The organism is Syntrophobacter fumaroxidans MPOB, from assembly GCF_000014965.1.
Taxonomy (GTDB): Bacteria; Desulfobacterota; Syntrophobacteria; order Syntrophobacterales; family Syntrophobacteraceae; genus Syntrophobacter; species Syntrophobacter fumaroxidans.
Genome location: NC_008554.1, coordinates 74,066 through 93,791, shown reverse-complemented (window position 1 = coordinate 93,791; position 19,726 = coordinate 74,066). Strand labels below are relative to the sequence as shown.

At 59.5% G+C, this 19,726-nt stretch carries 17 protein-coding genes; 13 read left to right on the top strand and 4 right to left on the bottom strand.

What is annotated here, in order from left to right:
• Positions 1 to 50 precede the first annotated feature (50 nt).
• Positions 51 to 1,295, bottom strand: a complete 1,245-nt coding sequence (gene amrB / locus SFUM_RS00395; protein ID WP_011696951.1) for an AmmeMemoRadiSam system protein B — start codon at positions 1,293 to 1,295, stop codon at positions 51 to 53.
• Between the two features lie 189 nt (positions 1,296 to 1,484).
• Here amrB and SFUM_RS00390 point away from each other — a divergent pair, with 189 nt between their 5' ends.
• The 4 genes from SFUM_RS00390 to SFUM_RS00375 all read left to right on the top strand — a co-directional run bounded on the left by SFUM_RS00390 (position 1,485) and on the right by SFUM_RS00375 (position 4,945).
• Entirely contained in the window at positions 1,485 to 3,188 is a 1,704-nt protein-coding gene (locus SFUM_RS00390) for a tetratricopeptide repeat protein (RefSeq protein ID WP_011696950.1), read from the top strand.
• Between the two features lie 71 nt (positions 3,189 to 3,259).
• Positions 3,260 to 4,045 (top strand): LolA-like protein, encoded by a 786-nt coding sequence (locus SFUM_RS22810; protein WP_011696949.1) that lies wholly within the window; start codon positions 3,260 to 3,262, stop codon positions 4,043 to 4,045.
• The gene (locus SFUM_RS00380) at positions 4,042 to 4,518 is read left to right on the top strand and encodes a Mut7-C RNAse domain-containing protein (RefSeq protein ID WP_011696948.1); all 477 of its coding nucleotides are present in this window, start codon (positions 4,042 to 4,044) and stop codon (positions 4,516 to 4,518) included. The genes SFUM_RS22810 and SFUM_RS00380 overlap by 4 nt, the downstream gene beginning before the upstream one ends.
• A 31-nt stretch (positions 4,519 to 4,549) precedes the next feature.
• Positions 4,550 to 4,945 (top strand): hypothetical protein, encoded by a 396-nt coding sequence (locus tag SFUM_RS00375; RefSeq protein WP_011696947.1) that lies wholly within the window; start codon positions 4,550 to 4,552, stop codon positions 4,943 to 4,945.
• Positions 4,946 to 5,212: 267 nt separating this feature from the next.
• Here SFUM_RS00375 and SFUM_RS00370 read toward each other — a convergent pair whose 3' ends face one another.
• The 3 genes from SFUM_RS00370 to fusA all read right to left on the bottom strand — a co-directional run bounded on the left by SFUM_RS00370 (position 5,213) and on the right by fusA (position 9,094).
• The gene (locus SFUM_RS00370) at positions 5,213 to 5,752 is read right to left on the bottom strand and encodes a MogA/MoaB family molybdenum cofactor biosynthesis protein (RefSeq protein WP_011696946.1); all 540 of its coding nucleotides are present in this window, start codon (positions 5,750 to 5,752) and stop codon (positions 5,213 to 5,215) included.
• A 10-nt stretch (positions 5,753 to 5,762) separates the two neighbouring features.
• Positions 5,763 to 6,878, bottom strand: a complete 1,116-nt coding sequence (locus SFUM_RS21190) for a DUF4388 domain-containing protein (protein WP_011696945.1) — start codon at positions 6,876 to 6,878, stop codon at positions 5,763 to 5,765.
• A 140-nt stretch (positions 6,879 to 7,018) separates the two neighbouring features.
• Positions 7,019 to 9,094: an elongation factor G gene (fusA, locus tag SFUM_RS00360; protein WP_011696944.1), complete on the bottom strand. Its 2,076-nt coding sequence runs from the start codon at positions 9,092 to 9,094 to the stop codon at positions 7,019 to 7,021.
• A 513-nt stretch (positions 9,095 to 9,607) separates the two neighbouring features.
• Between fusA and SFUM_RS00355 the strand changes: the two genes are divergently transcribed.
• The 9 genes from SFUM_RS00355 to SFUM_RS00315 all read left to right on the top strand — a co-directional run bounded on the left by SFUM_RS00355 (position 9,608) and on the right by SFUM_RS00315 (position 19,659).
• Positions 9,608 to 10,594, top strand: a complete 987-nt coding sequence (locus SFUM_RS00355; RefSeq protein ID WP_011696943.1) for a tyrosine recombinase — start codon at positions 9,608 to 9,610, stop codon at positions 10,592 to 10,594.
• A 91-nt stretch (positions 10,595 to 10,685) separates the two neighbouring features.
• Entirely contained in the window at positions 10,686 to 11,225 is a 540-nt protein-coding gene (hslV, locus tag SFUM_RS00350) for an ATP-dependent protease subunit HslV (RefSeq protein WP_011696942.1), read from the top strand.
• Between the two features lie 5 nt (positions 11,226 to 11,230).
• Positions 11,231 to 12,631, top strand: a complete 1,401-nt coding sequence (hslU, locus tag SFUM_RS00345) for an ATP-dependent protease ATPase subunit HslU (protein ID WP_011696941.1) — start codon at positions 11,231 to 11,233, stop codon at positions 12,629 to 12,631.
• Between the two features lie 99 nt (positions 12,632 to 12,730).
• The gene (gene argB, locus SFUM_RS00340; protein ID WP_011696940.1) at positions 12,731 to 13,627 is read left to right on the top strand and encodes an acetylglutamate kinase; all 897 of its coding nucleotides are present in this window, start codon (positions 12,731 to 12,733) and stop codon (positions 13,625 to 13,627) included.
• 69 nt (positions 13,628 to 13,696) lie between these two features.
• A complete protein-coding gene (locus tag SFUM_RS00335) occupies positions 13,697 to 14,887 on the top strand; it encodes an aspartate aminotransferase family protein (RefSeq protein ID WP_011696939.1) in 1,191 nt (396 codons plus the stop codon).
• The gene (argF, locus tag SFUM_RS00330; RefSeq protein ID WP_011696938.1) at positions 14,884 to 15,822 is read left to right on the top strand and encodes an ornithine carbamoyltransferase; all 939 of its coding nucleotides are present in this window, start codon (positions 14,884 to 14,886) and stop codon (positions 15,820 to 15,822) included. The genes SFUM_RS00335 and argF overlap by 4 nt, the downstream gene beginning before the upstream one ends.
• Positions 15,823 to 15,908: 86 nt before the next feature.
• Complete coding sequence (locus SFUM_RS00325) at positions 15,909 to 17,114, top strand: argininosuccinate synthase (protein ID WP_011696937.1); 1,206 nt, start codon at positions 15,909 to 15,911, stop codon at positions 17,112 to 17,114.
• A 29-nt stretch (positions 17,115 to 17,143) separates the two neighbouring features.
• Positions 17,144 to 18,544 (top strand): argininosuccinate lyase, encoded by a 1,401-nt coding sequence (argH, locus tag SFUM_RS00320; RefSeq protein WP_011696936.1) that lies wholly within the window; start codon positions 17,144 to 17,146, stop codon positions 18,542 to 18,544.
• 23 nt (positions 18,545 to 18,567) lie between these two features.
• On the top strand, positions 18,568 to 19,659 hold the full coding sequence (locus tag SFUM_RS00315) for a fibronectin type III domain-containing protein (RefSeq protein WP_011696935.1): 1,092 nt from the start codon (positions 18,568 to 18,570) through the stop codon (positions 19,657 to 19,659).
• Positions 19,660 to 19,726 lie beyond the last annotated feature (67 nt).

The window sequence follows — 19,726 nt, the reverse complement described above, 5'->3', positions numbered from 1 at the left end:
GACCGTCATGAACCGGCGGCTCCCTCTTGAGCCTTGCGGCATTGCGGGCATCACTCCGAATCCGACCCAGGGCTCGCCTGCGTCCCATGGAAAATCATGCTCGCAAAGGTGACGAAAGACCCATAGGGATCGACCCTGACGTGCGCGTGATCCAGGAGCCGTCCCTGCGCGAGACCGGAGAGCGCTTGGGCCAGCACATACAGGGGCGCGACCCCGCAGATTTTCCGCCGGTTTCCTTCGAGGCGGATCTGGCGGATGAAAGCTTCGGCGTCGCATTCGCGCAGGCTTTCCACAAGCCCGCGGTCCGAGGCCATGTGGTCCTTCACCGTGCTGTCGGTCGGCTGGAAGCGGTCCCCGTAGCGCGGACCGATGTGGGCCAGGTCGACGCTGGCCAGAATTCCCACGGAACGGGTAAGCACCAGGTCGCGAAGGAGACCGGCGAAATGATCGATGTATTCCCCGTCCGTTTCCAGGTCCTCGTGCGAAAAGGAGCACAGGAGGGGCACGATCTTCGCCCCCGGCTGGACATAAGCCAGGAATACAGCCTGGAATTCCACCGTGTGTTCCCGTACGTGGTTGTATTCGCCGGCAAGGATATCGCGCTTCGCCGAATTAACCAGATGCGCGCAGCATTCTTCGTCATGACCGACCAGCCCCAGGGGGGTCTCGAAGTCCTTGGCGGTCAGAGCGAAATAGTTGGATACCAGTTCATGCCCGGTGCCGAGCACGATCCAGGTCCGCGGCGAAACGGAATCCGCGGCGGCCTTGTAGGCATGCGCAAAGCACCGGCCGCCAGCCTGAATGTCGATATGTGGAGCGACCAGTCCCAGCACGGGCCGGTTGTCGCGCGCCGCCCCCGGAAGCCCGGGGCCTCCGTCTTCCGCCGAGAAAAACCCCTCCAGCCGCCGATTCAACAGCTCCGCATCGCTCGGGTAGCTCTGCCCGGCGTGCCGCATCCTTCTCACGGGATCGTCCCGGTAGCGCGCGACCTGCCTTGCCACATGATCGATGAATCTCGCATTCTCGAGGAAGAGGTTCTGGTCCAGTTTCTGCACGATTTCGTCGAGCGTCTCCGTGTACAGCATTTCACCGGTCATGCGCAGGAAAAGGGCCTGCAGATCCCGAAAGGAATTCGTTCCGTCCATGCGGATCACCAGTTCCGCAACAACGGGAGAAAGCAGCAGGGAGTCCGAGCTGTGGCCCATTCGGTCCCTGAGAAGGATCATGTTCTGTCCTTCGTGTTGCATGGGCAAAGCTTCCAGTCCGTAACGCAGCTTGGGGTGTTCCATTGTCATCTTGAAGGGTCCTGTCGGTCCTGAACAGTCGAGCTCCCACGGGGGTCCATTCCGACCGGCGGCAAATCGGCGCAAAGCCCTGTGAAGCCATTGACTCCTGCACGAACCTGTGTTAGTAGAGAAAAGTTCTACTTCATTGTTATTTATGGAATTTCATAATTTGCCGCAGTTCGGGGACATACAGCTTCTATGATTCTGCGATACCTTCTCATCATTGCAGTGCTTTCCGTGTGCAGTTGCACCCAGCTTAAACCGTACGCGGCGACATCTTCCACCCCCAAAGCCCCGGCAGCCCGCTCCGAGTCGGGCTCACGCGCCGACTTGTACTTCGAGTACCTGCTCGCCCAATATTATGTCAGCGTGAAAGAAATCGACAAGGCCATTGAAGCATACCACGAAGCCCTGAAAAAGGATCCCCGATCGCCGATGCTGCTCACCGAGTTGGCCGCTCTCTTGATCCGGCAGGGCAAGATCGAACAGGCCCTCAAGCTCACCGAAGACGCCACGAGCTTTGACCGCACCTACGAGCCCGCCTACATGCTCCTCGGACAGCTGTATGCCGGAATCGGGCAGAATGCCAGGGCCATCGATGCATATAGCCGGGCCATCGAGATCAATCCTTCCAACGAGGATGCGCACCTCCTTCTGGGCGCGCTCTACGCCCAGGAGAAGAAATACGATGAGGCGATGGAGGCATTCGACCACCTCAAGGCCCTGCTCCCGGACAACCCTGTGGCACTGTACTACAAGGCACGGGTTTTCCTGGACATGAAACTTTACAAACAGGCCGAAAAGATCTACCTCGACGTTCTTGCGATCGAACCCGCATTTGAAAACGCCTCTCTCGACCTGGCATACGTTTACGAGGTGACCGAACGGCTGAAGGACGCCGAGCAGACCTATCTGCAGATCCTGTCGGCGAATCCGGCCAATGTAAACGCCCGCACGCGGCTGGGCAACCTTTACATGCGCCAGGACAGGCCCGCGGAGGCCTTACGGCATTTCTCCCATCTTCTGAAGCTCAACCGCAAGGATGTCGAGAGCCGTTTGAAAGTGGGCATCATCCACCTTCAACAGAAGGATTACGAGGAGGCCATCAAGGATTTCACCTACCTGTTGAAGGACGAGCCGCAGTACGACCAGGCTTTGTACTACCTGGCCAGCACCTATGCGGAAAAACAGGACTTCGAGCAGGCCATCCGCAACTTCCGGCTGATCGCACGGAGCAGCCCGCTCTGGCCCATGGCCCAGACCCGCCTCGCCTTGATTTTCTCCAAGCAGAAGGACTTCCAGAACGGTGCGGCGGTCCTCAAGGAGGCGATCGACGCCCAACCGGAAGTGGCCGATCTGTATCTCTATCTCGGCATCATCTATGAAGAAGCGAAACAATACGAGGATGGCGTCGCGGCGGTGGACAGGGGTCTGGTCAAGACTCCGCGAGACACCGATCTCCTGTTCCGAAAAGGGGTCATTCTCGACAAGATGTCCCGAAGGGATGACGCCATCGCCGTGATGAAACGGATCCTCGAGATCGAGCCTCAGAACGCCAATGCCTTGAACTACATCGGGTACACGTATGCGGAGATGGGAATCAACCTCAACGAAGCCCGCCAGATGATCAAGGCGGCCCTGGCCACCGCTCCCGATGATGGTTACATCATGGACAGCCTCGCCTGGGTCTACTACAAGCTGGGGCAACACAAGAAGGCTTTGGAGACCATTCTGGAGGCATTGAAGCGCGTTCCGCAGGACCCCGTCATCCACGAGCATCTCGGGGACATTTACTTGAGTCTCGGAAAGAAGAACGAAGCCATCGAGGCCTATGAGAAAGCGCTGGAGTACAGCCACACGGAGCCCGAGAAGATCCGGGAGAAGCTGGACCGGCTCAAGTAGGCGCATCGTTGGAACGCTCGAGATCGAACCGTCCCTTTTCCGCCACTGTCTGTAACGAAGATCGGAACCCGATGAAGACCTCCCGCTTTCATGCCGTGCTGCTGGGTCTGATCATGCTCTGCTGCCTCTCGTGCGGGAAACCCAAACCGCCGGAGGTGCTGCCCCGGCCCGTTTCCTTCGACGAAAACCTCGGCAAGCTTGAAGCGAGGGCCGCCCACTGGCGAAGTTATCAGGCAAAACTGCGTATCAGGCTCGAGGGCGCCAAGGGCAAGATGCGTTTTCAGGCCATCGTTCTGGCCGTTCTGCCGGATCAGTTGCGCCTGGAAGCCTTCAACCTGGTCGGGCAGACCGTTGCGCTGTTCACCATGAACAACGGCAAGCCTGCCCTGTCCATTCCTTCCGAAAAGATGATCTTCACGGCCGAGCGGCCCGAAACGCTCATCGAGTACTTCTTCGGCATGCCTTTGCCCGCCGGGGTCTTCGCATACGACCTTGCCGCGGTCGTGCCTCCGGAACAGCTCGACAAGCTCAGTCCACGCCGGGAAGCACCGGGCTGGAAGGCGGATTTTTCTCCCGAGGGAAGTGACGCGTCCTTTCTCTGGGAGTTCGAGGACAATCCTCCCGCCCTGAAATCTCTTGCTGCAAGAGACGGGTTGTGGGACCGTCGCATCACCTACGATCCCGCAGTCGAACTGGAACCGCAGAATGCACCTCGGAAACTCCGACTCGAATCGGCGCAATGGCGGATGGAAATAACCGTCGAACAGATCATGCCCACTTCCGGCTTCGATGCGTCGGTCTTTGTCCCGCCCGTTCAAGAGGGCGTCCGTACCGTCGACCTGGATTCGATCAAATGAGCGAGCGGCCTTCGCCCGAAAAGCGTTTCGTGGTCGATATCATGCTCGGGAAGGTTGCCAAATGGCTGCGCATCCTCGGCTTCGACGCCCGATGCCTGCGGGTGGACAGTTCCGCTCAAGTGACTCGGTTTCGGGAAGAAGGCCGGATCATCGTGACGAGGCGTCGGCAGTGGTGTGGTTCGACCGGGGTTTTTTGCCTGACATCCAACGATCCTTCCGAACAGCTCAAGGAATTGATCGCGGCCGTGCCGATCCGGCTGGAGGAGCTCAGACCACTTCGCCGCTGCATCCTCTGCAACCTGGACCTCGAAGTCCTCCCGCGCGACCGGGTATTCGGCAGAGTCCCCGACTTCGTTTTCGAAACGAACGAGTGTTTTCATCACTGTCCGGGATGCGGTAGAATCTACTGGCCCGGAACCCACCTCGTGCGCATGGTGGAGCGCATGCGGCGTGAATTGAACTGGTCCGGCTGATTCGGACATTGGACGAGGAGGAGAAGAAGTTATGAAGAGCGTATTCGAAAAGGTTTCCGATCTGGTCAAGCAAGCCGGATATTTCGGGCTGCAAAATGCTCTCGTGTCCGTCGCCTGGCTGAAGAAGCTCGCCAAGATCCGCCTCCGGAAATTCAGGAAATGCTCGGCGCGTAAGGAACTCGACAAGGCCGGGGCACGTCTCGGGTCTGAGGTCTATTCCCTGTATAAACAGGGGCAGACGGACTGGTCCGACAATGCAATGGTGAAGCAGTTCCTCAAGGTCGTTGAGGACGCGGAATCGGGTATGTTTCGATTCGATGAGGACGTGGAGAGAATCAAGGAGGGTTTTCAGAAAAGGAAACAAGAACTCGTGGAGCGCTACACTCTCAGGAGGGCTCAGACAGGGAGGGAAGACTCGGAAGACTAGAGGCCTGAGCCGGCTCTTCGCCCGGCAGGAGCCCCTTTGCCCTTCATTGCCGCGGGTCGCGGAGGAACGGGGCTTCAAAGGAAGCGGGAAAGCCCACGTGGTCATTCCCACGCCGGTGCGGTCGTTCGACAAGGTTTTCGAGCGCTTTTCGGACCTTGGCGCCCCCCCCCCGCGGTCAGGTCTGAAAGGCGCCAACGTGACGGTTCGGATGGATGCCGTTCATCCATGGACGGAACGATTGACGATTGCCCGCGGCCCTGCCCCGGTTCAGCCCCCGGCCGGCCTGGCGCAATCCGACATGTCGCCCTGGATCTTGTCCAATGCGTGCGGCAACGCTCCCAGCAGCACGCTTAGATTTTCAACGGCGCCGGTCGGGCTGCCGGGCAGGTTGATGACGAGCGTGGCACCGCGAATGCCGACGACGGCCCGCGAGAGCATGGCATGAGGGGTCTTCAACAGGTTTGCGGCGCGCATAGCTTCCGCCATGCCCGGGACCAGGCGTTCGATCACCGCGCGAGTCGCCTCCGGCGTTACGTCTCGCGGCGATACCCCTGTGCCGCCCGTGGTGAGCACCAGAGCGACTCTCTTCACAACGGCGCATTCCCTGATCGCCTGGGAAATGACCTCCGCTTCATCCGGTACGATGGTCTGGTAGCAGACGTCGAATCCATGCCTGGTCAGGAGGTCATGCAGTGCCTGTCCCGAAGCGTCTTCGCGCTCGCCGCGCGCTCCACGGTCACTGACGGTGATAATGGCGACCGTGCGGAGGAATTCCCGTTTCGCCTGTTTTGTCGTCCGGCTTTCCATCGTTGTCCCCCTATGGTTCATGGATCAACCGCCGCGCGGTCTGGGCCAGCCCGATCGGTACGGATTTGCTCTTCGCGATTTGTCTGATGTCGTGCTGCGTAAGCCCCTGGAGAAGTCTCAGGGCACTGGGCAACGGACACTTCGGGTTGGTCGTGAGGGCCAGCCTGACGGCGTAAATCTTCATCCACTCACGGGTATTTGCAATTCGGCGCAACACCTCCTCGTCCACGTTCCGACTGCTTGCAATCGCGCTCACCTCACCTTCCGTGATGCGAGGGTTGTTGATGATGGCAATTTGAACCAGCTTGTTGGGTTCCCTGATGAGCAGGGAGCGTACTTCCTTGTCCCCGACCATCGCCGCCCGGATCTTCTCGCTGACCTTCATCCTGTGCAATTTTGTCAGAAGACTCTGGATTTCCTCCTCAAGCTCCTCCCCGGCGCCGCCGGTCTTCTCGTCGCGGTAGCGCATGGCATCCATGAGGAGGTATTCCCAGGGCTTGGCTATGGTCTCCGGGGGCTCGCCTTCGAGAGAAACCGTCCGGAATTCGCCGGTTTCGGCCAGGAGCAACTCGCAGAAAGCATCTTCCCCCTGCAGCTTACCGCATTCGGAATGATAGACCTGACCGGACCGGGCGTAGATTCTCCCCGTTCTTGGCTCGGTCTTGACTTCATAAACGTGGTCGGTTCGGGACATGCAGGCGAGTTGAACGAGATCGGAAAGTTGGACGCCGCCGAGCCGACCGGCAAAACCCGCCGACAGCACTGGACCCGCACTCTCGCCCGCCGCCTCTTCGCCCGTGAGGCGCGATCGCATGGCTTCGATCAGCAGGTATTCCCAACCCCGGGTGATCGTAGCGGGTGTATCCGATGATTGAGACGGGGCGGCATCGAACTTTCCACTCCGCCATCTCAACATTTCGAACAGGGGTTCCTCCCCCTGAGCGCCGCCCAGTACGGCATGGCAAACCTGGCCCGAACGCACGAAAATGGCTCCGGTTCCCGATTCGTGCTGCACGACGATCGCATGGCTCATTTGAGCCAGGCAGATCATCTGCATCAGGTCTGCCAGTGCCACGCGTTCGACAGTACCGGAGAACCTATCCGGGGCGGTCTGACCTTGAGCCATTTCTCAACCCTGACGACGCACGGGAATCCACACCGGGAACCATCATCCGAAGGCGACTCCCGGTCCCAACGCGAAACCCTCCCCGTCCGGAGAGGTCGCTTCCTCGGGCGGAAAACCGGAACGGCGCGGAAACGGTCATCCTACTTTTCTTCCGCCTTGGCCGCCTCGACGATCTTCTCCTGCAACTGGCCCGGTACCTCCTCATAGTGAGAAAACTTCATCGTGAACATACCTCTGCCGGCCGTCATGGATCGCAAATCGGGAGCGTATTTCAGGACTTCGGCAAGCGGCACGTTCGCGCGGACGATCTGCTTTTTCCCCTTGCTCTCCATTCCAAGCACTCGCCCGCGCCTGGAATTGAGGTCGCCTATGATATCTCCCATACAATCGTCAGGAACCGTGATTTCCATCAACACAATCGGCTCGAGCAGCGTCGGCTTGGCTTCCATCATGGCTTTCTTGAACGCCATCGACCCCGCGATTTTGAACGCCATTTCGGAAGAGTCCACGGGGTGGAAAGAGCCGTCCACCAGATCGACCTTGAAATCGACCACAGGATAGCCCGCCAGAGCACCCTCCACCAAGGCTTCGGCGATGCCTTTTTCCACTGCCGGGATGTACTGTCTCGGGATCACCCCGCCTACGATCTTGTCATAAAACTGGAAGCCTTCGCCCCTGGGCAGAGGCTCCATCTCGATCCAGCAGTCTCCGTACTGGCCGCGGCCTCCGGACTGCTTCTTGTATTTTCCCTGGACGCGGGCTTTCCCCTTGATCGTTTCCTTGTACGTCACCTTCGGGATGCGCAGATTGACCTCCACGCCGAATTTGCGCTTCAGCTTGTCAACCGTGGCCTCGATATGGATTTCCCCCATCCCGGACAGGATCATCTCCTTGGTTTCCTCATTCCTTTCGAGCTTGAGCGTAAGATCTTCTTCCATGAGACGGGAAAGGGAGGAAAAAATCTTCTCCTCGTCACCCTTGCTCTTGGGCTCGACAGCCAGCGAATAAATGGCGGGCGGGAGCTCCACCGGAGGGAAGCTGATGACGTCCTTTTCGGAACACAGGGTGTCCTGGGTGGTCGTCTCCTTGAGCTTGGCCACCGCCACGACGTCGCCGGGACCGCAACCCTGGATGGGTTCCTGGTTCTTGCCCTTCAACCGGAGCAACTGGCCGAATCTTTCCTTGGTTTCCTTGGTAGAGTTGAAAACAGTCGAATCCGGCGACAAGCTCCCCGAGAAGACGCGCATCACCGACAGGCGCCCGGCGTAAGGATCGCTGATGGTCTTGATCACCAGTGCGCTGAACGGCGCAGCCGGATCCGGCTCGCGATCGGCCTCGGCTCCACGGGCCCCTTTGCCGGTCCGCGGTCCGCGGTCCAGCGGGGACGGCAGACAATCCGCGATGAGGTCCATCAGGCCGTGAATGCCGATGTTGGCAACCCCCGAACCGCATGCAATGGGGACCAGAGTCCCCGAAGTCACGGCGCCGCGAAGCGCGTTCTTCACTTCCTCGGGAGACAGTTCTCCGGATTCCAGATATTTCTCCAACAGCTCGTCATTGGATTCGGCGACCCGTTCGACCAATTCTTCATGGTAGTGCGCCACCTGATCGGCCAGATCGGCGGGCATTTCCTTGACCTCGAACTTGCCGCTGTCCCCATGTCCGTACAGGCAGGCCTTCCGGTTGAGCACATCGACCACGCCTTTGAAGCTTTCCGCGCTCCCGATGGGAATCTGCAAGGGCACGCACGACTTGCCGAAGTTGTTCTGGATGTCTGCGACGGTCTTGGCGAAGTCCGCCCGCTCGCGATCCATTTTGTTCACGAAGATGATCCGCGGCTGTTTGAATTCGTCGGCAAATTCCCACACTTTTTCAGTTTGGACCCTGACGCCGTCGATGGCGTCGACCAGGACGAGGACGGCATCCGCACCCTGCATGGATGTCTTGGTTTCCGCGATGAAATTGAAGTCCCCGGGAGTATCGATGATGGTGAACTGGTGTTTCTTCCAGGTCAGGGTATTGAATGCGGTGCTGATCGTAATCTTCCGCTTCACCTCCTCGGGTTCGTAGTCCATGACCGAGGTGCTGTCGTCCACCTTGCCGAGCCGGGTGGTCACACCGGCATCGAAGAGCATGGCCTCGGCCAGGGAAGTCTTGCCCGCACCACCATGGGAAATGATTGCGAAAGTACGAACACCTGCAACGTCCTCTTTCATATCTCTTCCTTTCTTCAATTATTGCGGTCCCCGGGGGGGACCGGGCTTCACGACCGGCAAACAACTCCCCCTTGGCGGTAAATCGAAAGCAGAGGCTCTGAACCGAACGGCTGTTTGACAATGAACGCCCGGGCCGCCTGCGCGTTTCTGTAGACCCCGCATCATTCGACCAGGCACATTCATTCGCTGTGCGGGACGTTCCGGAACCCTCTACCGTATCTCAATATTCTGAAATCGTAGAGAAATCCAAAGGAGGAAGGATAGGGCAAAATAGACGCCAAAGTCAAGAAAATTCCTTACCGTACCCCCATCCATCCGGAATCGATCTGACTTACCCTTTAATTTTTCGGGCGCGTGTGCTACTTAATTTTTTTCGTTTGTGAAGTCCGGTGCGGAAAACTTTCTCAGGCACCCGTTCGCGCCCTTCCCGGCGAAAGTCCACGGCGCCTTGCATGGGCCGGGTCCCGAAGCCTTTTAGGAGGGTGGCGCGACGGATGGAAACGGGGGGGCACATTGGCGCCCGGGACTCTTGACGATAACTCCGCCGACGGCAGCGAGGCGACCTGGTCGGAGGCATCGGCCCGATTCATCGCGCACCTGCGGCACGAGCGCGGATTGAGCGCCGAGACGGTGCGGGCTTACGCCGGCGACCTGGATCAATTTCGGGAACACATGAACGCAACGGCGGGCACAGCCGATCCGAGGCTGTCACAGGTCGACGCGGATGCGATCAGGGGGTATCTCGCCGCGTTGCACAAAACCCGCAAGAAGACCAGCCGGGCCAGGAAATTGTCCACGTTGCGCTCTTTCTACCATTTTCTCAATGACCGCGAGCTCGTCCGCGAGAATCCCGCGGCCCTTGTGGCCTATCCCAAGCTGGGGACGAAAATCCCCTCCTTCCTCGGGGTCGACGACGTGTTTCATTTGCTGGACTCGCTGAACGCCGGAGCGGCCCGGGCCGGCGCATCCTGGCGGCGCTGCCGCAACTGGGCGCTTTTTGAATGCATGTACTCCACCGGAGTCCGGGTCAGCGAGCTTGCCGGGATGGACGAATCCGACGTCGATTTCCACGAGGGCATGGTCCGGGTCCTGGGTAAAGGGAGTAAAGAGCGCATCGTGCCGGTGGGAGGGAAGGCCCTTGACGCCGTGAAGCTCTACCTGCGGGTGCTGGACAGCCAGTTCCCGGAAGCCAGGCGCATGGGTTCCGCGCTGTTTCGCAACGCCAGGGGGCGGAGACTGACGACGCGTTCGGTGCACCGGCTGCTCCGCATGGAGCTCCGAAGATGCGGACTGTGGCAGCATCTCAGCCCACACGGGTTGCGGCACACGTTCGCGACCCACCTGTTGAACTCGGGAGCGGATCTGCGCGCCATTCAGGAGATGCTGGGACACTCGAACCTGTCCACGACGCAACGCTACACTCATGTTCACGTGGACCAGCTCATGAAGGTCTACGATGCGGCCCACCCCAGAAGCCGCAGGGATCGGTCGGGAAAGTAAACGGGCTTCGGCTTACCGGTCGCGGGACATGTGCCGATTGGGTTCATGGTCATGAATTGGCGTAGTTCTGTTAGAGGAGAGTTGAAAAGACATGGGTGAAACCGTTGTGCACGGGACAACCGTGCTGGCCATCAAGAAGGACGGCAAAGTGGTCATGGCGGGCGACGGCCAGGTGACCATGGGAGACACGGTCGTAAAACACCAGGCGAAAAAGGTCCGCAAGATGTATCACGACCGCATTCTCACGGGGTTTTCCGGCTCAACGGCGGACGCGTTCACGCTGTTCGAGAGGCTGGAGGGCAAGCTCGAGCAATACAATGGAAACCTCAAGCGCGCCGCGGTCGAGCTCGCCAAGGACTGGCGCATGGACCGGGCGTTGAGGCGCCTCGAGGCACTGCTCGTGGCCGCCGACCGGAACGACTGCTTCATTCTGAGCGGCACGGGCGACGTCATCGAACCGGACGACGGTCTTGCGGCGGTGGGCTCGGGTGCGCCTTACGCTCTGGCGGCGGCCCGCGCGCTCATCAGGCATACCGGGATGTCCATCCGGGAGATCGCCGAAGAGGCGATGAACATCGCCGCATCCATCTGCATCTATACGAACAGGGAATTCACTTTCGAGGAGCTCTGATCAACATGCAAAAACCGCTGACGCCTGCGGAAATCGTTCAGGAACTGGACAAGTACATCATCGGGCAACGAGACGCCAAACGCATGGTCGCCATCGCCCTGCGCAACAGGTGGCGTCGACAGCAGGTCCCCGAGCACCTCAGGGATGAGATCGCGCCGAAGAACATCATCATGATCGGCCCCACCGGCGTGGGGAAAACGGAGATTGCACGCCGCCTGGCCAGACTGGCCCAATCGCCGTTTCTCAAGATCGAGGCGAGCAAATTCACCGAGGTGGGTTATGTCGGCCGTGATGTGGAATCCATGATCAGGGACCTCTCGGAACTCGCGGTCAGCATGGTGCGGACGGAGGAAATGGAAGCGGTCAAGATCAAGGCGGAGGAATTGGCCGAAGAGAAGCTCCTCGATATCCTGCTCCCGCCCAAACGGCAGCAGGAGTCCAGGGAACAGGAACTGCCGGTCCCGGTGGAGCCGCAGGAGGCGCGCGAGCCCCGGGAGGCCGCCCGGGAAGAAGCTGTCCAGGCCGACTCCACGCGCGAAAAGCTGCGCAAGCTACTGCGCAAGGGCGCCCTCGACGACCGCTACGTCGAGTTGGACGTTCCGGACCGCAATTTCCCCATGGTCGAAATCTTTGCCGGGACCGGGATGGAGGACATGGATTACAACCTGCGCGACATGCTCGGGTCCATGCTGCCCCGGCGCACCAAGCGGCGCAAGGTGAAGATCCCGGAAGCCCGCGAGATACTGGTCCAGGAGGAATCCCAGCGGCTCATCGACATGGACAAGGTGATCAAGTCCGCCATCGAGAGAGTCGAGCACTCCGGCATCATTTTCCTCGATGAAATCGACAAGATTGCCGGGCGGGAATCCGGCGGACGCGGACCCGACGTGTCCCGCGAAGGGGTCCAGCGGGATCTGCTGCCCATTGTGGAAGGCTCCACGGTCACCACCAAGTACGGCATGGTCAAGACCGATCATATCCTGTTCATCGCCTCCGGGGCCTTTCATATTTCCAAGCCCTCGGACCTCATTCCCGAGCTTCAGGGCCGGTTCCCCATCAGGGTCGAGCTCGCTTCCCTGACGAAGGAGGATTTCGTCCGCATCCTCAAGGAACCGGAGAACGCGTTGATCGTTCAATACAAGTCGCTGCTGGCCACGGAGGAGGTTGAGCTCACTTTCGACGATGAAGCCATCGAAGAGATCGCAGGTCTCGCTTTCCAGGTCAACGCGAGAACGGAGAACATCGGAGCGAGACGACTGCATACCATCATGGAGAAATTGCTGTCCGACATTTCATTCAACGCGCCGGATCTGAAGGGCCAAAAGATACCGATCACGCGGCAATACATTCAGGAAACCCTGAGCGACATCATCAAGGACGAGGACCTGAGCCGCTATATTCTTTAGGGAAAGTTCATTCCGACAGGTTTTTCCCGTCTCCCCCGGGGCGACGGGTTTCCCAATGAGCTTTGGACACGCCAGACCAGATCGACAGGATGAAACGAGATGATCGAAAAAGCCGGCATTTTGATCGAAGCCCTGCCTTACATCCGGCGCTTCTACGGGAAGACCGTGGTGATCAAGTACGGAGGGAACGCGATGGTGGCCGAAGAGCTCAAGGAGAGCTTCGCCAAGGACATCGTTTTGATGAAATACATCGGGATCAACCCCGTGGTGGTCCATGGCGGCGGGCCTCAAATCGGCCGGATGCTCAAGAGGATCGGCAAAGAGAGCGATTTCTGCGCCGGGATGCGCGTCACCGATGCGGACACCATGGACATCGTGGAGATGGTCCTTGCCGGAAAGATCAACAAGGAGATCGTGTCGCTCATCAACCGTCACGGCGGTCACGCCGTCGGATTGAGCGGCAAGGACGGGAATCTCATCGAAGCGCGAAAGCTCCACGTGTATCGGTACAAAGGCGATGACCAGCCGCCTGAAATCATCGATATCGGCCTCGTGGGGGAAGTGAACCGTGTGAACGTGAGCATTCTGGACACCCTGGCAGGAGGCAACCTGATCCCCGTGATCGCTCCGGTCGGCGTCGGGGAACAGGGTGAAACCTACAACATCAACGCCGACCTCGTCGCGGGCCACATCGCCGGCGCCCTGCAAGCCGCCAAGCTCGTGCTGATGACGGACGTCGAGGGAGTGCTCGATGGAGGCGGGAACCTCATTTCCAGCCTGACCGTGGCCGAGGCCGCCGATGCGCTTCAGGATGAGACCTTGAAGGGCGGGATGATACCCAAGGTGCAATGCGCCATCGACGCCCTGCAGTCGGGGGTCGACAAGGTTCATATCGTGGACGGCCGGGTGCCGCACGCCATCCTGCTGGAAATATTCACCGACGCCGGGGTCGGAACGGAAATCGTGCGCTACCGGCGCGGACAGTCCGTAGGTTGAACGCCGTTGAACCGTTGGCATCAGAATGCGCCGTCGCCCCGCATGAACAACCGGAAAGGAGCCACTCCCATGGAAGACTACAAGGCGTTGTCTCAGGAGCACATCTTCAACACTTACGCACGACTCCCCGTGACCTTCGTGCGCGGCAAAGGCTGCCGCCTGTGGGATGATAACGATAAGGAGTACCTGGACTTTCTGGCCGGAATCGCGGTGTGCAACCTCGGTCACTGCAACCCGGAAGTGACGCGGGTGCTGTGCGAGCAGGCGGATACGCTCATTCACGTCTCCAACCTTTTTTACACGCGGCCGCAGATTGAACTGGCGGCGGAATTGACACGGCTTTCTTTTGCGGATAAGGTATTTTTTTCCAATAGCGGAGCCGAAGCCAACGAGGCAGCCATAAAGCTGGCGCGCAAGTACAGCAAGGACCGCTACGGAGAGGGCCGTTTTCATATCGTCACCATGAAAGACTCCTTTCACGGCCGTACCCTCGCAACCCTTTCGGCAACCGGGCAGGAAAAGGTGCACAAGGGATTCGAGCCGCTGGTGGAAGGGTTTGCCTTCGTCGACTTCGGATCGCCGGCCGCGGTGGAGAACGCGATCACGGAACGCACCTGCGCCGTGATGGTGGAACCCATTCAGGGCGAAGGGGGGATCAACCTGCCTCCCGCGAACTATTTGGAGGGTCTCAAGGAACTGTGCCGAAAGCATGACCTGCTGCTGATTTTTGACGAGGTGCAGGTGGGCATGGGGCGCACCGGAAGGCTGTTCGCCCACGAGCACTACGGGGTCACCCCCGATATCATGACGCTTGCCAAGGCCCTCGGCAACGGACTGCCCATCGGGGCGATGCTGGCCACCAATCAGGCCGCCGAGGCCTTTGTGCCCGGCACGCACGCCACGACCTTCGGGGGAACTCCCCTGGTGACGTCGGTGGCACTGCGGGTCTTGAGGATCATCTCCGAGCCTTCCCTGCTCGAGAGAGTTCGTGAAACGGGAGAATATCTCATGGGGCGCCTGAGGGAGCTCCAGCAGCGCAGACCCTCGATCCGGGAAGTCCGCGGCCTCGGGTTGATGGTGGGGGCCGAGCTGGACAGGCCGGGACAGAACGTGGTGACGAAGCTGCTGGAGCGGGGCTATGTCATCAACTGCACGCACGACTCGGTATTGAGGTTCGTTCCCCCACTGGTTGTCGAACGGGCGGAAATCGATCGTCTCATTCAGGCTTTGGACGATGCTTTGGCGGAGGAGACACAATGAAGCGCGATCTGCTTTCCATCAGGGATCTCAGCGCTGATGAAATCGTCGCACTGATCTCGAGAGCGGAGACCATGAAGCGGGAACTGGCCGAAGGGAATCTGCGGCAGTCTCTCAGGAACAAGGTCGTAGCTCTGATCTTCGTGAAACCGTCCACGCGCACCCGGGTCTCTTTCGAGGCGGCGATCTATCGTTTGGGTGGGCACAGCATCTTCATGAGTGCCAGGGACACGCAGATCTCGAGGCAGGAACCGCTGGCGGATACGGCCCGAGTGCTGGCGCGATACGTGGATGCCATCGTCATAAGGACTTTCGCCCAGGAAGACGTGACCGAGCTGGCCCGCTACGCGTCCATTCCGGTGATCAACGGGCTCACGGACCGCACCCATCCCTGTCAGGTGCTGGGAGATCTGCTCACCATCAAGGAAAAGCGGGGGACCCTCGAGGGTCTGCACGTGGCCTGGATCGGCGACGGTAACAACGTTGCCCACTCGTGGATCAACGCGGCGGCCAGACTCGGTTTCACCGTATCGCTGGCCTGCCCGTCCCAGTATCTTCCGGACCGGGAGATTCTCGACTGGGCCGATACCCAGGGCAAGGGCAAGGTGATCATGGCCGCGAGCCCCAAAGAGGCGGTGGCGTCGGCCGACGCTATCTACACCGACGTGTGGGCGAGCATGGGGCAGGAAGAGGAAGCCGATGCCCGCAGGTCGATCTTTCGCCCGTTCCAGGTCAACGAAGAACTCCTGTCGGCGGCCCCCGCTCACGCCATCGTTCTCCACTGCCTGCCGGCGCATCGCGGCGAAGAGATCACCAACGCGGTCATGGAGGGTCCGCATTCCGCCATCTTCGACCAGGCGGAAAACAGGCTCCACATCCAGATGGCGCTGCTTGACTGGCTTTTGAGCGACAACGCCCCGACACAGGGGAGCAAGTAAGAGGATTCCCGGGGCGATCCGCGGCGAAGCGATCGAATAGCCGCGGACAGGACCGGTGAGGGACAAAGAGAGGACGATTCGATTTCATGGACGTGAAAAAAGTGGTTTTGGCTTATTCGGGCGGCTTGGACACCTCGATCATTCTCAAATGGCTGATCGAGAGTTACGGTTGCGAGGTGGTCGCATTTTCCGCCGATCTCGGCCAGGCGGAGGAACTTGACGGCCTCGAGGCGAAGGCCCTTGCGACGGGCGCGGTCAAGGCGCGTATCGTCGATCTGCGCGAGGAGTTCGTGCGCGATTTCGTTTTTCCCGCGTTCCGGGCCAATGCAATTTACGAGGGTCAGTACCTGTTGGGGACATCCATCGCCCGGCCGCTGATCGCCAAAGCCCAGATCCGGATTGCGGAGGAGGAAGACGCCGATGCCGTGAGCCACGGCGCCACCGGCAAGGGAAACGACCAGGTCCGGTTCGAGCTCACCTACATCGCGCTCAATCCGGCCATCAAGATCATTGCTCCGTGGCGGGAGTGGGACCTGAAGTCGCGCAGCGATCTCGTGGAGTTCGCGCGCAGGCACGGGATTCCGATCCCGGTCACCAAAGAGAAACCCTACAGCTCCGACCGCAATATGCTGCACATCAGCTACGAGGGGGGCATCCTCGAAGACCCATGGCTGGAGCCGGATCCGGCGATGTTCACGTTGAGCGTGGCACCGGAAGAGGCGCCGGACGCGCCGGAATTCGTCGAAATCGATTTTGAACGAGGCAACCCGGTGGCGGTGAACGGGGAGCGGTTGAGCCCCGCTCAGCTGCTGACCCGGCTCAACGCGCTCGGCGGCAGGCACGGCATCGGTCGCGTGGACCTCGTGGAAAGCCGTTTTGTCGGCATGAAATCACGGGGCGTTTATGAGACTCCGGGCGGGACCATCATGCGGACGGCACACCATGCGGTGGAATCCGTCACCATGGACCGTGAACTGATGTTCCTGAGGGATTCCCTCGTCCCGCAGTATTCCCGCCTGATTTACAACGGTTTCTGGTATTCCCCGGAGATGCGCCTGCTCCAAAATACGATGGATCTCGCTCAGGAAAACGTGTACGGTACCGCAAAATTGAAACTCTATAAGGGAAACTGTGTCGTGATCGGGCGCAGGTCGGACCGGTCACTGTATCAGCCGAGCTTCGCCACTTTCGAAGAAGACGACGTCTATCGGCAGGACGATGCAACCGGTTTCATCAGACTACATGGATTGAGGCTTCAGATCGAATCCCTGGTCCGCGGCAAATCGCGCTGACGATCGGTGATGCCGAGGAGAATCGATATATGACGGAGAAGCTTTGGCAAGGCCGCTTCGATCAACCCACCAACAGGCAGGTCGAGGATTACACGGCTTCCATTCATTTTGACAACAGACTGTACCGGTACGACATCGAGGGAAGCATCGCACATTGCCGCATGCTTGCCCAATGCAAGATCATATCCCACGACGACGCCTCCCTTATCGTCCAGGGACTGGGGGAGATCCGGCGAGAGCTCGAACGCGGGAAATTGCACCTCGGCTCCTCCAACGAAGACATTCATATGGCGATCGAGCAGGAGCTGATGCGCAAGATCGGCGAGGTTGGAGGGAAGCTCCACACCGCGCGCAGCAGAAACGACCAAGTCGCGCTGGACGTGCGGCTCTATATGCGGGACACGCTGCTCCAGTGCCGCGGCCTGATCCTCCAGACGCAGAAGGTCCTGGTGAGCTGCGCCGAAGAAAACCTGGGCGTCGTGATGCCCGGCTTCACGCACTTGCAGCATGCTCAGCCGATTCTGCTCTCCCACCACCTCATGGCCTATTACGAGATGCTCAAACGTGATGACGAGAGGTTCGAACAGTGCTTCCACCGGACGAATGTCCTGCCCCTGGGGAGCGCGGCGCTCGCAGGCACGACGTTTCCCATCGACATGGAATGGACGGCCAAATATCTGAACTTCCCGCGGGTGACCTCAAACAGTATCGATGCGGTGAGCGACCGGGACTACCTGATCGAATTCGGAGCCGCGTCGGCGATGCTCATGATGCACGTAAGCCGCCTGGCCGAGGAACTCATCCTCTGGTCCAGCACCGAATTCGACTTCATCGAGATCAGTGACGCGTTCTGTACGGGTTCCAGCATCATGCCCCAGAAGAAGAACCCCGACGTGCCGGAGCTGATGCGGGGCAAGACGGGACGCGTCTACGGCAATCTGATGGCGCTTCTGACCCTCACCAAGGCGCTCCCGCTGGCCTACAACCGGGATCTTCAGGAAGACAAGGAGCCGGTTTTCGATACTGCCGATACCATCATCAGCACCTTGCGTCTCCTTTCCAGGTTGATCCCCGAGATTCGATTCCACCGGGAACGCATGGGCGAAATGGCCATCCAAGGCTTTACGCTCGCAACCGACCTTGCGGACTACCTTGTCAAGAAGGGAGTCCCGTTCCGTAAGGCTCATCATATTGTGGGTCAAATCGTGCAGTACTGCCTGAAGAACCGCAAGCAACTGCACGATTGCACCGTCGAGGAGCTCAAGACATTCCACAAGACCATCGATCAGGACGTATTCCCGTTTCTTGAGGTTGCCGGCGCCATCGATCAGAGGGTCTCCATCGGAGGCACCGCGACGACCCGAGTGGTGGAGGCCATCGAGAAGGCCCGCGCCGAACTGGATGCCTTGGAGCAGTCCCTGAGTTCGTGATCCTAACAAGCGGAAATCGACTTATGAAGACATCAGTCCATCGTTTCATGCAGACTCGTCGTTTAGCCGGTGTGATTTGTGTCCTTATCCTTGGATTGACGGTCGGCAGTTGCGGCAGAAAGACTTTCCCCAGGCCCGAATCGACCGACGCACAGCCTCAGATCCGAGACCTTCAGGTCCAGGTACGGGCCAAAGGGGTCGAGCTTACATGGACCATCCCGCCTCAGATGCGAAAGATTTCGAAGGAAAACCCGTATCGTTTCAACATCCTGAGATCGGAACTGTTGTGGGAGAACAGAAACTGCCTGGATTGTCCGGCCACCGTGCAGAGGGAACTCCAGATGATCGATCCGGTCTATCCCGATCCCGCTCTCGTTCACGACGGCAAACTGAGCTGGACGGATCCGGCGGTTTCCCTGCAGCACGCGTATCGTTACCAGATTGTCATTCAGGACAAGGACGGGCGCCCTGTAACCATGTCCAACACGGCGATCGCCAAGGTTTTCCATCCGCCCGGTCAGATCAGGAGCCTGAGCGCCATGCCCGGGCCGCAGGGCATCCTCGTGCAGTGGAAGCCGCCCGCCAGGGATAATCAAGGACAACCCATGCAGGGAGAGTTGCTGTTCGTGGTGGAACGACTCTCGGCCACCAAGGTTTGGGAACGCATTTCGCCTGCGCCGATCAAGGCCAACAACTACCTGGACCAGGGCATTGCGGCGGATCGCATGTACGGGTACCGGGTCACGCCCGTTCTCTACTTCGAGGACACGCCCATCGTCGGCGAGCCCGCCCTGACGCACCAGGTCAAAGCTCCGGAAGCCCTTCCGCCGCCTCCTCCCGCCAATGTATGGGTCATCCCGTCCAAGGGCACTCTGGAAGTCCAATGGACCGAGAGCACTGAAAAAGTGGCCGGGTATCACGTGTATCGTCGTGAAGGCAAGGAGATGGTGCGACTGACTGCCAACCCGATCCAGCATCCCCCGTACGTCGACCACACCGCGAAACCCAACACGGTTTACTTCTATGCGGTTTCTTCGGTGAGCAGTCAACACGACAACCGGGAAGGTCTGCTGTCCAAATGGGCTGAAATCAGGAGCCTGATGTTCGAGAAATAAGACCGGATGATGTGCTTGCGATCTGACGACAACGCATACACCTTTTCGCAAATTCAACGTCATTCCG